Annotated in this window: 15 protein-coding genes and 3 tRNA genes; 15 read left to right on the top strand and 3 right to left on the bottom strand. The window is 49.0% G+C overall.

What is annotated here, in order from left to right:
- The first annotated feature begins 27 nt into the window (after positions 1-27).
- From NLML1_RS03020 to NLML1_RS02970, 11 genes are all read left to right on the top strand, one after another.
- The gene (locus NLML1_RS03020; RefSeq protein ID WP_285441337.1) at positions 28-765 is read left to right on the top strand and encodes an HD domain-containing protein; all 738 of its coding nucleotides are present in this window, start codon (positions 28-30) and stop codon (positions 763-765) included.
- Between the two features lie 18 nt (positions 766-783).
- Positions 784-1587, top strand: coding sequence for a hypothetical protein (locus NLML1_RS03015; protein WP_285441336.1), 804 nt, complete (start codon positions 784-786; stop codon positions 1585-1587).
- A 21-nt stretch (positions 1588-1608) separates the two neighbouring features.
- Positions 1609-3192, top strand: coding sequence for a helix-hairpin-helix domain-containing protein (locus tag NLML1_RS03010; protein WP_285441335.1), 1584 nt, complete (start codon positions 1609-1611; stop codon positions 3190-3192).
- A 2-nt stretch (positions 3193-3194) separates the two neighbouring features.
- Positions 3195-3563: a prepilin-type N-terminal cleavage/methylation domain-containing protein gene (locus NLML1_RS03005; protein WP_285441334.1), complete on the top strand. Its 369-nt coding sequence runs from the start codon at positions 3195-3197 to the stop codon at positions 3561-3563.
- 25 nt (positions 3564-3588) lie between these two features.
- On the top strand, positions 3589-3960 hold the full coding sequence (locus NLML1_RS03000; RefSeq protein ID WP_285441333.1) for a phage holin family protein: 372 nt from the start codon (positions 3589-3591) through the stop codon (positions 3958-3960).
- A 9-nt stretch (positions 3961-3969) separates the two neighbouring features.
- Complete coding sequence (gene secG, locus NLML1_RS02995) at positions 3970-4206, top strand: preprotein translocase subunit SecG (protein ID WP_138077303.1); 237 nt, start codon at positions 3970-3972, stop codon at positions 4204-4206.
- A 9-nt stretch (positions 4207-4215) separates the two neighbouring features.
- Positions 4216-6009 (top strand): peptide ABC transporter substrate-binding protein, encoded by a 1794-nt coding sequence (locus NLML1_RS02990; RefSeq protein WP_285441332.1) that lies wholly within the window; start codon positions 4216-4218, stop codon positions 6007-6009.
- 24 nt (positions 6010-6033) lie between these two features.
- Positions 6034-6121 (top strand) — tRNA-Leu (locus NLML1_RS02985).
- A 13-nt stretch (positions 6122-6134) separates the two neighbouring features.
- Positions 6135-6208, top strand: a tRNA-Cys gene (locus tag NLML1_RS02980).
- A 115-nt stretch (positions 6209-6323) separates the two neighbouring features.
- On the top strand, positions 6324-6698 hold the full coding sequence (locus NLML1_RS02975; RefSeq protein ID WP_285441331.1) for a hypothetical protein: 375 nt from the start codon (positions 6324-6326) through the stop codon (positions 6696-6698).
- A gap of 267 nt (positions 6699-6965) precedes the next feature.
- A tRNA-Leu gene (locus NLML1_RS02970) sits at positions 6966-7051 on the top strand.
- A 72-nt stretch (positions 7052-7123) separates the two neighbouring features.
- On the opposite strand, the gene NLML1_RS02965 is transcribed toward NLML1_RS02970, so the two are convergent.
- From NLML1_RS02965 to NLML1_RS02955, 3 genes are read right to left on the bottom strand one after another with little or no spacing between them, the layout of a single operon-like run.
- Entirely contained in the window at positions 7124-7873 is a 750-nt protein-coding gene (locus NLML1_RS02965; protein ID WP_285441330.1) for an ABC transporter permease, read from the bottom strand.
- Entirely contained in the window at positions 7870-8595 is a 726-nt protein-coding gene (locus tag NLML1_RS02960; RefSeq protein ID WP_285441329.1) for an ABC transporter ATP-binding protein, read from the bottom strand. Before NLML1_RS02960 ends, NLML1_RS02965 begins: the two co-directional genes overlap by 4 nt.
- Positions 8592-8807, bottom strand: coding sequence for an AbrB/MazE/SpoVT family DNA-binding domain-containing protein (locus NLML1_RS02955; RefSeq protein ID WP_162323505.1), 216 nt, complete (start codon positions 8805-8807; stop codon positions 8592-8594). The genes NLML1_RS02960 and NLML1_RS02955 overlap by 4 nt, the downstream gene beginning before the upstream one ends.
- 158 nt (positions 8808-8965) lie before the next feature.
- Between NLML1_RS02955 and NLML1_RS02950 the strand changes: the two genes are divergently transcribed.
- The 4 genes from NLML1_RS02950 (at position 8966) to ligA (ending at position 13614) form a co-directional block, all read left to right on the top strand.
- Positions 8966-9535, top strand: a complete 570-nt coding sequence (locus NLML1_RS02950) for a LemA family protein (protein WP_285441328.1) — start codon at positions 8966-8968, stop codon at positions 9533-9535.
- A 71-nt stretch (positions 9536-9606) separates the two neighbouring features.
- Positions 9607-10482 carry a M48 family metalloprotease gene (locus NLML1_RS02945; protein WP_285441327.1) on the top strand — a complete coding sequence of 292 codons (876 nt, stop codon included), beginning with the start codon at positions 9607-9609 and terminating at the stop codon, positions 10480-10482.
- Between the two features lie 2 nt (positions 10483-10484).
- Positions 10485-11600, top strand: a complete 1116-nt coding sequence (locus NLML1_RS02940; RefSeq protein WP_285441326.1) for a hypothetical protein — start codon at positions 10485-10487, stop codon at positions 11598-11600.
- Complete coding sequence (gene ligA / locus NLML1_RS02935; RefSeq protein WP_285441325.1) at positions 11581-13614, top strand: NAD-dependent DNA ligase LigA; 2034 nt, start codon at positions 11581-11583, stop codon at positions 13612-13614. Before NLML1_RS02940 ends, ligA begins: the two co-directional genes overlap by 20 nt.
- The last annotated feature ends 5 nt before the right edge of the window (positions 13615-13619 follow it).

The following is a 13619-nucleotide window of genomic DNA, read 5'->3' as shown; positions in this document are numbered from 1 at the left end:
GACCTGCATGGGTGATACAATAAACTCATGAACGAACGGCAGATAGCTCAACTTGAGACAATAAAAAATAAAGTGCGTGATATATTAGGCGGCGATCCATCAGGCCATGCTGATGATCACGTTGAGCGAGTGGCGCTGCTGGCGGAACGTTTTGCGAGCGAATGTAATGAGCCGGTAGACCTGTACGAAGTGCTGTTGACGGCTTGGTTGCATGACGTTGATGATTACAAATTAGTCGGCAAAGCGCAGGCAGAGAAATTGACGAACGCGGTCAATAGTATGGCGGAGGCGGGAGTGGCCGCTGATCTACGTCAGGCGGTATTAGAAAATATTGCGGCGATTGGGTATAGTAAACGACTGAACGGCAAAAAGCCGCAGCGGCTGGCGGGACAGCTGGTGTCTGACGCTGACATGTGCGATGCTATTGGTGCGGTTGGGATTGAGCGAGGATTGATGTATGCCTGCCATCACGGCGGGCGGATTTTTGACCCCGCGGTTTGGCCAAATATTGATTTAGCGGCGCACGAATACGACGTTAGCGGCAACACACATGATACCGACGGCTTTATTAATCACTTTTTTGAAAAGCTGCTGAAACTGAAAGACTTGATGCTAACGGAGCCGGGGCGAATAGAGGCGAGGGAGCGTCAGCACGTTATGGTTGATTTCCTTCGTGCCTATTTCCGCGAGAAGAATGTGCCGGAGTGGAGTGAGTTTTTGGAAGGGTATTTACTTGATATAACTAAGGCAAATGATTTACAATAGGCGGACAAGGACTATAGTATGAGTGAAGTTTCAGAAAATATATACTCGCTGCTGGTAAGACGCAGCATTCATGACAGAATGAAAGATCGCGAAGTTCCGTATAATGTTGTCGGTGGGCTAGGTCTACATGCAGTTACCAACGCTGCCAAAATTGATTGGGATAATCATGTCGTTTGTCTGCCTAATGACGTGCATTTACCGCGTCTACGTGATAACGGTACGGTGCGAGACCTTGACACATTAGTGCAAAGCACAGATAAGGTCGTTGTGAAAGGTTGCCAGCGGAAAATTACCGATGCTGTCGGTGATAAGATGGTAATTTCAACCTTTGGGCTTAATCCATACGAAAAAAATCGTCGTGGTATATTTGACTTCGTTGGTGATCGTTATATTGATGATGAAGGTCGTCTATACTGGCGCCTTGGCGGTATCGAGACGGAAATTCCTTCATCTAGCCTTGATCAGTGGCTTGTCAAGAGAGATGGCGAGACAGTATGCGCTATCCTTAATCCAATTGCTCAATTAGGGGCGTACGGATGTCGTTCAATTACCGGCTGGCGTCCAAAAGACAAAGAAAAAGTCGAGGAATTAATCAATATTATAATGCCAAACCGCAAAATTGCAGATATTCCGCAAGATTATCGCGACCAGTATTATACATTTAGAGAACAATCGAGAAAAGTTGCCGAAGCTAGACAAAAGTTAGGCTGGTTTGGGCTAAAGGCTGGATTGCTATCATTTCTTGAGCGTCAAGAGTGGGCAGTGCGGCTTGCTCAAGGCGAGCTGGACGGCGTGCTCAGCGGTTTTGTCGGCAAGACATGATCGCTTGATATAATGGTAGCTGTGAATCAACGACTGCAGCAAAAACTTAAAACCCTGCCGCGCACTCCCGGTGTCTATTTTCATAAGTCTGCTAGCGGCGAGATTATTTATGTGGGCAAGGCGGCGGTGCTGAAAAACCGCGTGCGCCAGTACTTTCAGGATTCGCGCGGGCGGGACAATAAAACCATGGCGTTAGTGGCGGAAATTGCTGATACCGATTGGATTGAGACCGAGAGTGAGGTTGATGCGCTGTTTCTGGAAAGCGAGATGGTCAAACGCTATATGCCGCGCTACAACGTGCTGCTGCGTGACGATAAATCGCAGATGTATGTGCGCATCGACATGAAAAGCGAGTGGCCGACTGTCAGTTTTACGCGCAATCCAGCTGATGATGGGGCAGAATATGTTGGCCCGTTTTACAATGGCTTTGCTTTGAAAAAAGCCTTGCGATATTTGCGGCGAGTGTTTCCGTATTTGACCAGGCAGCGCCGGCCGGGGCAGTCGAAATTGGATGAAGATTTGGGCTTGAGTCCGCGGCTGAGTGATGGGTCAGCCGCCTACAAAGCCACTTTACGCAAGCTCATCAGCTACATCAAGGGCAATCGTAAAGCCATCGCCGCCGAGCTGGAACGCGACATGAAAACGGCAGCTGGGCTGCATGATTTTGAGCGGGCGGCCGACCTTCGCAATAAACTACGCGCCATGCAGGAATTGCAGCGGCGGGTTTGTTTCGGCGACAAAGAGTTTTTGGATATTTCGAAGGACAAGGCACTGGCTGATTTGGCGAAATTGTTGGGCCTAAAAGATATCCCGGTGCGCATCGAGGGATATGACATTTCGCATATGAGTGGCCAGCAGGTTGTCGCCAGTCTGGTGGTATTTACCAATGGCGTCAGCGACCGGGCGGAGTACCGCAAGTTCAAAGTCAGCGAGAAAAATGATGACACCAGCAATATGTATGAGACGATTTTTCGCCGGCTGAGCGAGCGTCATCTGAAAAGCTGGGGTCGTCCCGATTTACTACTTATTGACGGCGGAAAAGGTCAGCTAGCGGCGGCCATCAGAGCGCGTGATGAGCGTGGCGTCACTGTGCCGATTGTCAGCATCGCCAAGCGTGAGGAAGAGTTGCTGGTACATAAAACTGGTTCACAGATTGATATAGCGTTCATTGAGCAAATTAGGTCGCAGTCACGGACGGATATTATGATTCACGAAGACGGTGAGGTTTATGTGCTGGATTTACACCCAGGCCAGCGTAACGCCAGTTCGCACTCAAAAAACTTACGGGCTAGCATGGAGCAAGCTCGTAGCGAACACCCGACGGCGGACGAGAATACCCTTGCGACAACTGATATAATCAAACTGTTCCAGCGCATCCGCGACGAGTCGCACCGCTTTGCGGTGAGCTACCACACCGCACTCAAGCGCCAGCAGCAAACGAAAAATCAGCTGGAGGAAATTCCTGGTGTGGGACCAAAAACCCGCGCCAAATTGCTGAAAAAATTTGGCAGTATCAACCACATACGGAACGCCTCGTTGACTGATCTCGAAAAAATTATAGGTAAAGAGCTAGCGAGAAAGATTATACTTATGCTATCATCATAAGTATGAGTCGCAAGTATGGATTTACCGTCATAGAAATACTAATTGTCGTTGTGGTTATCGGCATCTTGGCGGGCATCGGTCTCGTCAGCTATAACGGGTGGCGCAAAGAGACGGTACGTAAAGCCATAACGTCAGATCTACAGAACGCGCTATCAGCGGCGGAGCAGGAGAAAAACTTCAAAGGGTCATACCCAGCGACGTTGCCGCAGTCGTTCAAAAGTGGCTCGCCAGACATCGTAATCACTGTACGAACAATCCCGCCGTCTGGCTCGACGCCGGCCGCAATCTGCGTTGAGGGGACGAGTAGTCGCCAGCAACTCCAGATGCACATCAAGAGCACTGAGCGCAAGGTAGTCGACGGCGCCTGTTAGCGTTATGATATAATGAAATGTAGTCATGAGACGACAATTTGCAATATTTTTTGTTAGGTGGGTACTTAATTCTGTTGGTATCTGGGTGGCGGTGCGGCTTCTCGGGACGAGTGAGCCAGTGGTCGAGACGACGGCAACGTTTGTCCTCGCTGGCCTCATCTTTTCGATCATCAACTCTATCTTAAAACCAATCGTTGTCATTTTGTCGCTACCGGCGATCTTACTGACGCTCGGCTTATTTACGCTGGTGGTGAATGGCATCATGGTTTACATATCATTGGCACTGGCGCCGGGATTATCCATGAGTTTTGGCTCGTCAATTCTTGCCGGAATCATACTCAGTCTGGTAAACTATATAGTAAGTAGCGCCTTCGTTATCAAGCCGGCGCCAGAATAAGGAGAAAGCATGTCACTTGATACTATTTTGCCGTATGTCACATTAGGATCAGCCATTTTGATGATCATTGCCATATTGTTGCAGCAGCGTGGCGCGAGCCTAGGCGCAGGATTTGGCTCGTCGGGCGAGCTGTTCACCACGCGGCGAGGTTTTGACAAGAACTTGTTTGATGTGACTATCGTGTTTGCTGTTGTGTTCGTACTGTCGATCTTGGCGAGTTTGGTGCTGCCGAGTCTGAAGGGCTAGGAGCGCGCCTTGGACACAAAAAAATCATCTTGGAAAAAATTTCTGCGACTGGACTTCGCAACAAAAGATCTTGATGGGCAAGCACAAAAACTGACTAAAACGACCTTGCGTCACACGCATATGTTTATCTCTTCGCGCCTCGAACATTTGGCTGGAGTTAAGCGGCATGTCCTGGGGTGGATCTTTCTGGTTATTCTATTGATTACCATCAGCATGGTGCAGTGGCTGTCATTTCGTGAATTATATGCTCATAACGCACCAGCCAGGGGTGGGTCGTATTCAGAGGGCGTGCTGGGCCCATTAGAGACACTGAACCCAATCTTTGCTCGTAGTAGTGCCGAAAAATCAGCGGCTCGGCTGATGTTTGCGAGCCTCTATAATTATGATGCGACTGGTCATATCAAGGGTGATCTTGCTGAGTCGGTCACAGTCAATGAGGCCGAGACTGAGTATACGGTCAAATTGCGCCGTAATCTCAAGTGGTCAGACGGAGCGCCGCTGGATGCTCGCGACGTGGTGTTTACTGTTAATCTACTCAAGGATGCACGGACACAATCGTCAATTACCGGCTGGCAGTCGATCAACGTCAAGCAGGTTGACGAGCGAACGGTGCAATTTATCCTGCCGGCCCCATACGCACCATTCATGCACGCCCTCACCTTTCCGGTTTTGCCTCAGCACAGCCTCAGTGAAGTTAATCCGGCCGAGCTACGTGAGCATGGTTATGGCAAGTCGCCCGTAACCTCTGGGCCGTTTGCTATGCGGATTCTACAGAATGCCAATGCTGATGGGTCGAAAAAAGTGCTTCACCTCGTGGCTAACTCGCAGTATCATCATGGCGCGCCAAAGCTGGATCGCTTTCAGCTGTATGTATATCCGACGCGGGACGAGATAACCAAAGGTCTCAAGACGAGTGAAATTATGGCGACACCGGAGTTGTCATATATGGCTCAGTCAGACCAGATCCGTCACATGTATGCCTCGCGGTCGTACGCTATTAACGATGGCGTTTATGCATTATTTAATACCCAGAGCGAAGTGGTGAGTTCGCGCAAAGTTCGACAAGCACTGGTCCAGTCGATTAATACCCAAGCGCTACGCGAGAAGTTTGCTTTCGCCAAGAAGCCACTACACGGCCCAATTTTTGACGACCAAGTAGACGGGCAACTGGCCGGTCGTTTGCCGTATGACACAGAAGCAGCAAAAAAGTTACTGGACGAAGAGGGGTGGAAGGTAGTCGGTAATCAGCGTAAAAAGGGTGAGCAGGTTTTGCAGCTATCGTTCGTGACGCTCAAAGGCTCTGATTTTGAAACTATTGCGCGTGAACTCGTAAAAGTCTGGCAGGAAACGCTGCATATCACCGTTGACTTGCGGGTGGTTGATCCAAATGATGCCTCGCAGAACGTTTTGCAGTCCGTCCTGCGGCCGCGCGGCTTTGATGTGCTATTGTATGAGTTAGTGCTGGGCGGTGACGCCGATGTCTTTGCCTACTGGCATTCGTCACAGGCCAATCAAGGTGGTCTCAATTTTGCTAACTATAACAGCGCGGTGGCCGATGATGCCCTCGCGGCTGGTCGCACCAAACAAAGCGCCAAGCAACGGGTTAGCAAATACCAAGCGTTTACCAAGCATTGGCAGTCCGATGTGCCGGCCCTCGCACTATATCAAGTGCAACTGGATTACATTCACTTGCGTTCCGTGTCGGCGCTTGATAAGTCAATGCGGTTGGTATATCCCACCGATCGGTTTGCCGACGTGATCTACTGGACAGTTCGCCGCGAATCCGTTTACAAAACACCGTAATCAGGTATAATGGTAAGTGGTCATGCGGGCGTGGCGGAATTGGTAGACGCGCTAGCTTGAGGGGCTAGTGAGCATTATGCTCGTGGAAGTTCAAGTCTTCTCGCTCGCACCAAATGTAACAGAGCGGCGCGTTGGCGGAGCGGTTACGCAGAGGTCTGCAAAACCTTTTAGACGAGTTCGACTCTCGTACGTGCCTCCAGGATTGTCGATAAAAGCTCTCTTGGAGAGCTATAATTATAAATAAAAATATTGAGTGAAATAAAGTTGAATTTGTAACTGAATTTTTGTATTTTGCGAAGGGAGAATATTGAGTTATGTTTTCAATATCAGGTGCAGTATTATTTGGAATTATAGCAACTATGACCGTTCTTGTTGCTTGCGGCTTGCCTTTGGGCGAATTTACCATGGGTGGACAACATAAAATCTTACCTAAGAAATTTAGAGTTATGGCAGTCATTTCGGTGGTTATCCAAATTTTTGCAATGATAATTATTTTGCAAGCCGGGGGTTTTATTTCCTTATGGTTGCCTTTTACGGTTACCAAATATATTTGTTTCTTCTTCGCCGCTTACCTAACTTTGAATACGATTATGAACATGATTTCAAAAAGTAAGAAAGAAAAATATGTTATGACTCCGATCTCACTTATAGCCGGAATATGTTTTTGGATAACGGCATTTAAGATGTAGTATGTAAAATGAGGATAATCTACAAACAGTTTATCTAATTGAATAGAATAATTTTTGAAACAGTAAATCGAGTTTGGCATGTCGGTCAACAAGATCAGCATCATTCATGTTTAGGTCAACCATTTACGCCATGTTGGTGTGTAGAGCAGTCACTCATACCGAATGGGGTCATTTTTGAGTGTCTCAAGATATTGCACATAACTATTGAACGTATTGCCGCCGTGGATGTGTACAATTTGCCGCATAAATATAGTATACTACGGATAGGCGCGAGTGGCGGAATTGGTAGACGCGAGGGACTTAAAATCCCTTGACCAAAAGTCGTGCGGGTTCGATTCCCGCCTCGCGCACCATAATCGTTACAAAAGCCGCCGGTAAGAGGCGGCTTTCGCGATGGATAGTTGAGTTCTAGTGTGCCAGGTAAATCAGGTGTTTCGCCCGGTCATCTTTCGCCGAAAGATATAGATAGCGAGTGTAAAGATAACGGTGGTATAACACAAAACAATCAGTAGATGTGGTGTGATGACTTGCCAATTCCCCTCAATGCTGCCTTTAATGGCGGCAACACTGTGGTAAAATGGCAGTGCTTCCGCAACCATTTTAAAGCCACCGCCGATGAGATCGACCGGGACAAATACGCCCGACAGCCAGCCAGCGACATTGGTTAGCAGGGCGCCACATATACCGCCAACTGCTCGCTCGTTGATGAGACTGCCGAAGAATAACCCACATCCAACAAATAGAAGCGACGTTACCGTTGTAATAACGATTGCCCCAATAATATGCACTGAAAAGTCGAGCCCGATAAAGCAGGCGATAACGAGGGTAATCACTGCCTGCATGGTAGCAATGATAATCATCGGAATTGTGTATCCAATGATAAAATCTCGGGCTGTCATAGGCGAGGTAAACAGACGCATCAGGAATGATGAAGTTCGGTCTTTTGCTAGGAGCATACCTGAGAATAGTGCTAGGAATGCCGTACCGAACATTGCGATACCTGGTGCCAAATTTTTGATGGCAAACATAGTATTATTGGCTTCGGCGGGAATGCTGACATTTATAATAGAGAGTAGTCCAAGCAAAACGAGTGGAAAGACTAATCCAAAGAATAGATTGATCGGATCGCGTACAACTTCTTTTGTACAGCGTTTAGCAAATAGTAAAGCTCTCATCGAATATCTCCTACAAGTGCGACAAACGCATCCTCAAGGGTGCGTGTATTAGTTTGTTTTTGTAGTTCTGCCACTGTACCGATTGCCACGAGCTTGCCGCGCGCCATAACGCCGACACGATCAGACAATGCTTCAATTTCCTCGAGATAGTGAGTTGTCAACAGCGTCGTCACTGTACCTTTGAGCAACTGGATCGCCTCCCATAACTCACGGCGCGAAAAAATATCAAGACCTAGCGTTGGTTCGTCAATGAATAATATTTTTGGATTTGAGATGAGCGCCATGGCGATCGACAGGCGTCGCTGCATGCCGCCAGATAAATGCTTAGCTTTTTTACGTTCGACAGTTTCGAGCTTGAATTGGCTTGCCATACGCGAGGCGCTCTCACTGGCGTTATGAGCAGATTGTCCGTAGAGTCCAGCGATCAGTTCGAGATTCTCGCGGACTGATAAATTACCAGCTACAGCAGTTTCTTGCGGTGAAACGTTGATCATCTGTTTGACTGCCTGAGGTTTTTCGGTAATACTATTGCCGAGTAAAATAGCATCACCTTGTGTTGGTTGGCTTAAGCAAGATAACATTTTAATCAATGTCGTCTTACCCGCACCATTGACACCAAGTAGTGAAAATAACTCACCCTTTTCAATTGATAGATTAAGGCTGTCGACTGCGACAAAGTCACCGTAGCGTTTTGTTAAGTTGGTCGCAGTGATTGCATTCATGATTTTATCTCCGTATCATTGAGTACGGCGGTGATTGTATCAATGACTTTATTCTTAGTCGGAATAGCAATTCCTTGCTGCTTGTCGCCGAGCATGATAAGTGTATCGCCAGGCTTGATATTAAAAATATCTCGTGCCTCTTTGGGTATCACAATTTGCCCGCGTTCGCCAACCTTGACTGTCCAAGCATGTCTACTCTTTGGTTTTGTCATATAATTCCTTTCTTTCATATAAATATGATTTATATGAATAAGTATACGACTATGATGAGCTGCGTGTCAACAATGAGTTGGCATGATTTTGCCACTATACGACTCGTGTGTATGGTATAATTATGTGTATAAGGTACTAACCATAAGGAGAATAGAACATGGATGCAGTAATAATAACCTTAATTATCGTTGGTGTCGTTATCGTTCTGATCGTGGCGTTTTTGATCGGTACGTACAACGGACTGGTGATGCTGCGTAATCGCGTCGAGGAAGCATGGAGTGATATCACTGTCCAGCTCAAACGCCGGACTGACTTGATTCCAAACCTGGTTAACTCAGTCAAGGGCTACGCCACGCACGAGAAAGAAGTATTTGAAAAGGTTACTGAAGCTCGTTCAGCCATTATGGACGCTAAAGGTGTGAAGGATACTGCCGAAGCAGAGAACATGCTCGAAGGTGCGTTGAAGAGCCTGTTCGCGGTAGCCGAGGCTTATCCAGACTTAAAGGCTAACCAAAACTTCATGCAGCTACAGCAAGAGCTGGTTGATACGGAGGATAAGATCCAGGCATCGCGTCGCTTTTATAATGGCGGTGTTCGTGATCTGAACACAAGGATTCAAAGGTTCCCAGCTAACATGGTTGCCGGCATGTTCGGCTTCCAGGCCAAGGAGTTCTTTGAGGTTGCTGATCGAGCAAGTGTTGAGAATCCAGTCGAGGTGAAATTCTAAGGCAGGATAATCTTTGCCTGAACTAAGCCGCTCGCCTATTTTCGGCGGGCGGTTTTTGGTATAATAACTACATGTATAGTGCAATTTCTCATAATAAGCGAAACACCGTACTGATCATGGCAGTGTTTGTGGCGATTATCAGCGTAATCGGTGTACTGGTCGGTATGTATCTACGGAACTATTCATTGTCGTTGATCATTGTCGGTTGTGCGCTGCTTTATGCGTGGTTACAATATTATATCGCTGGTAAATTGGCCATGGCGATGAGCGGTGCGCAGCAGATTGAAAAGAAGGATGCGCCGGAGCTGTGGCGGGTAGTAGAAAACCTCGCGATTGCTTCCGGCATGCCGATGCCAAAGGTCTACATTATTGACGATCCAGCGCCAAACGCGTTTGCGACGGGCCGCGATCCAAAGCACGCTATCGTCGGTGCGACTACTGGGCTGTTGGAAATTATGGACAAGCGCGAGCTCGAGGCGGTGATGGCGCACGAGATGAGTCATGTGCGCAACTACGATATTCGCGTTAGTATGATTGCCTTTGGGTTGGTGAGTGCCATTGGGTTGCTTGCTGATATCGCACTCCGGATGATGATTTATGGCGATGATGATGACGGGGATACCAGTCCGGTTGTCTACGTCGTGGGTATTATAGTGGTAATCTTGGCGCCGATTTTAGCAACGATTACGCAACTGGCAGTCAGCCGCCAGCGCGAGTATCTCGCGGACGCCTCGGGTGCATTATTGACTCGTGACTCGGAGGGGCTGGCGATGGCGTTGGAGAAGTTGCAGAGTTATGGTCGGCCAATGCGCAAGCAGAGCACCTCAACAGCGAACTTGTTTATGAATAATCCGCTGCGTCCTGGTTTTTTCTCAAAGTTATTTAGCACCCATCCGCCACTAGAAGATCGAATCGCACGTCTGCGAAGTAATGCAACGAAGATGTAATCATGACGAAGCCAACTAAAAAACAACACACTACACGGCGCAAACGAGCAGCTGCAAAGGCGGATAGTCACTCTGCGACAAAGAAGAATGTGTCGTTGAAAAAGAAAATTGACAGGACCTGGCAGCGGCTGATGCAGCGTCGTCAAGCTTTTCTCCGCCGTCGGCCGCACCGCAGTTTTCGAGTGACCAAGCGGCGTGACTATCGTCGTTCGCTCAAGTTGCCGGGCTACTTTGCACTAACGAACCAAGCATGGCAGCTGATGCGACAACACTGGCGAATCTTCGTCGGACTGGCGGCGATATATGCGGTATTGGGCGTATTGTTATCGGGGTTAATGTCACAAGATACGTACCAGCAACTCAAAGATACAATTAATGAAGCGAACCAAGAAGGAGCCCTGGGTGCTGTGATGCCGACACTGGCGCTATTTGCCGGCGTGGTTACCAATCAGCTTGGCGGTTCGACGGGTAGTGTGGGATCATCCCAGCAGCTAGTTGGTGCGTTAATTGGGCTATATATATGGCTGACGACAATCTGGCTGATTCGTGGCGTGACCGCTGATAAGCGCCTAAAGATTCGTGATGGGCTGTATAACGCGGGTGCACCAGTCATTGCCCTGGCGGTTCTGGTGTTTATTGCGCTCATTCAATTATTACCAGCGGCGATAGCGGTGATCATCTACGGAGCGGCGGATACGTCAGGCATGTTACAACAGACGGTGGTGCTGATGTTGGCGGCCGGTGCCACCATATTAATCGTTACCTTGTCGATATACTGGCTAACGAGTACGTTGTTTGCTATGGTGATCGTCACGCTACCGGGAATGTATCCACTAGAAGCAGCGCGACTGGCTTCGGACGTTGTACTAGGACGGCGGATGCGAATCTTGCTGCGATTGATGTGGCTGCTGGTGGTGCTCGCCGTGGTTTGGGCGGCGGTGCTTATTCCGGTCATTACGATTGATGGTGCACTCAAAACGGTGATACCGGCGTTGAACTGGCTGCCGCTGGTGCCGCTCGTGGCGTTGATGTTGGTGGCGTTCTCGATTGTTGCCTCGGCGTGCTATATTTATCTATTCTACCGAAAGGTCGTCGCCGATGACAGCGCGCCAGCTTGATCGGCAGGCGGCCGAGCAACGAATTGTCAAACTGCGAGATCTGATCAATGATTATCGCTATCATTATCACGTGCTTGATGAATCGATCATGAGCGAGGTGGCGGCTGATAGCCTGAAACATGAATTGTCGCAGCTAGAAGAGCAGTTTCCTGAACTCATCACGCCAGACAGCCCAACCCAGCGAGTGGCAGGAAAAGCGCTCAGTAAATTTACCAAGGTCCAGCATCAAACGCGGATGATTTCACTGCAGGACGTGTTTGACCGAGAAGAAGTTGCGGCGTGGATAGAGCGTATGCACAAAGTGCGTAGCGACATCACTGAAGAATTTTTGTGTGATATCAAGATGGATGGCCTGGCCTGTGCGCTGATTTATGAAGACGGTGTGCTGACGCGGGCCGTGACGCGCGGCGACGGATTGGTTGGTGAAGATGTGACCATGAATGTGCGGACGATTCAGAATGTGCCGCTGACACTGCGCGCCAACCAGCGATTTGCTCATTTTTTGCGCGGTCGAACGGAGATTCGTGGTGAAATCGTGATGCACAAAGAGGACTTTGCAGCCTTAAATCAGCGTCGGCGAGCGGCCGGTCAGCCAGAATTTGCTAATCCGCGTAATCTAGCAGCAGGAACGATTCGTCAGCTTGACCCAAAACTGGTGGCTGAGCGTCCGCTCAATTTTGTTGGCTATGACATCATTCGTGACAACCTTGAGGACACGCCAACAATTGCCTTTGGCTACCAGATGATGAATGAGCTGGGCATCACCACCAGTCGGCAGACGCAAATCGTCTATGGTCTGGACGAGGTGATGAGTTATATTAACCACCTTGATGAAGTGCGTCAATCGCTCCAGTTTAACACCGACGGAGCAGTCATCAAGCTCAATGACCGGCGGCAGTTTGCCGAGCTGGGCATTGTTGGCAAGACACCACGAGCGGCAGTAGCGTATAAATTTGCCGCCGAAGAAGCTACGACCATCGTCCGTGATATTGTCATTTCCATCGGTCGAACCGGTGCGGCCACGCCAGTAGCGGTGTTTGACCCAGTGGTAGTGGCCGGTACGACGGTGCAGCACGCCAGTCTGCATAATGCTGATGAAATTGCCCGGCTGGATGTGCGCCGCGGTGATACGGTGGTGATTTTCAAGGCCGGCGACATCATCCCGCAGGTGCAAACTGTGCTAAAAGAATTGCGGCCGGCAGACGCTAAACCAATTGATTATCCGGCAGAGCTGGCGCGCCAATATCCAGAACTAGCATTTGTGCGGCCGGCAGGCGAGGCGGTGTACCGCGTTAAAGGTTTGAGTGGTCCGCTGATTTTGAAGCGAGCCTTGGCGCACTTTGCGTCTAAAGGCGCGCTGGACATCGACACATTGGGCGAGAAAAATGTCGAGGCGCTGGTAGAAGCTGGGCTGGTTAATGATTTGGCAGATATCTACCGTCTGACGAAAGACGATTTGCTGCAGTTAGAGCGTTTCGCTGATATTTCCGCGCAAAAGCTCATTGATGCCATTGCTGCCAAGAAACAGCCAGCCTTGGAGCGATTCTTATTTGGGCTTGGTATTCGGCATGTTGGCGCGCAGACGGCGATTGATCTCGCTAATAAGTTTGAGAGTATCGAAAAGTTACTGATGGCGACCATTGATGAGCTGCGCGAAGTAGACGGAGTGGGTGAGATTGTCGCCGAGTCAATCGTGGCATGGTTTGCTGATGAAGATAATGTGACGCTGCTCGAAAAATTTGCTGACTTGGGTGTGGCGCCGCAGTTTAGTCAAAAATCCGACCGACTAGCTGGTCAAAGTTTTGTCATCACCGGCACGCTGCAGTCAATGGGCCGTGACGCCGCTGCTGAAAAAATCCGCAATCTCGGCGGTACCTTCCAAACTTCAGTCGGCAAAGACACCACCTACCTGGTTGCCGGCGGTAAAGTTGGCGCCAGCAAGCTAAAAAAAGCTGAGCAATATGGTACCAAAATTATCGACGAGCAGGAACTGATGCGTATGCTACAAGAATAAAGGGG

Source organism: Candidatus Nanosynbacter lyticus, assembly GCF_030253515.1.
Classification (GTDB): domain Bacteria; phylum Patescibacteriota; class Saccharimonadia; order Saccharimonadales; family Saccharimonadaceae; genus Nanosynbacter; species Nanosynbacter lyticus_A.
Note: the sequence above shows the minus strand (reverse complement) of the source record. Positions and strands in the feature narration are given on the sequence as shown.

Coding starts and splice junctions, on each gene's coding strand:
- NLML1_RS02975 (WP_285441331.1), top strand. CDS start 6,324: ATGTTTTCAATATCAGGTGCAGTATTATTTGGAATTATAGCAACTATG.
- NLML1_RS03020 (WP_285441337.1), top strand. CDS start 28: ATGAACGAACGGCAGATAGCTCAACTTGAGACAATAAAAAATAAAGTG.
- ligA (WP_285441325.1), top strand. CDS start 11,581: ATGACAGCGCGCCAGCTTGATCGGCAGGCGGCCGAGCAACGAATTGTC.
- NLML1_RS02945 (WP_285441327.1), top strand. CDS start 9,607: ATGTATAGTGCAATTTCTCATAATAAGCGAAACACCGTACTGATCATG.
- NLML1_RS02950 (WP_285441328.1), top strand. CDS start 8,966: ATGGATGCAGTAATAATAACCTTAATTATCGTTGGTGTCGTTATCGTT.
- NLML1_RS03000 (WP_285441333.1), top strand. CDS start 3,589: ATGAGACGACAATTTGCAATATTTTTTGTTAGGTGGGTACTTAATTCT.
- NLML1_RS03005 (WP_285441334.1), top strand. CDS start 3,195: ATGAGTCGCAAGTATGGATTTACCGTCATAGAAATACTAATTGTCGTT.
- NLML1_RS02960 (WP_285441329.1), bottom strand. CDS start 8,595: ATGAATGCAATCACTGCGACCAACTTAACAAAACGCTACGGTGACTTT.
- secG (WP_138077303.1), top strand. CDS start 3,970: ATGTCACTTGATACTATTTTGCCGTATGTCACATTAGGATCAGCCATT.
- NLML1_RS02955 (WP_162323505.1), bottom strand. CDS start 8,807: ATGACAAAACCAAAGAGTAGACATGCTTGGACAGTCAAGGTTGGCGAA.
- NLML1_RS02940 (WP_285441326.1), top strand. CDS start 10,485: ATGACGAAGCCAACTAAAAAACAACACACTACACGGCGCAAACGAGCA.
- NLML1_RS03015 (WP_285441336.1), top strand. CDS start 784: ATGAGTGAAGTTTCAGAAAATATATACTCGCTGCTGGTAAGACGCAGC.
- NLML1_RS02965 (WP_285441330.1), bottom strand. CDS start 7,873: ATGAGAGCTTTACTATTTGCTAAACGCTGTACAAAAGAAGTTGTACGC.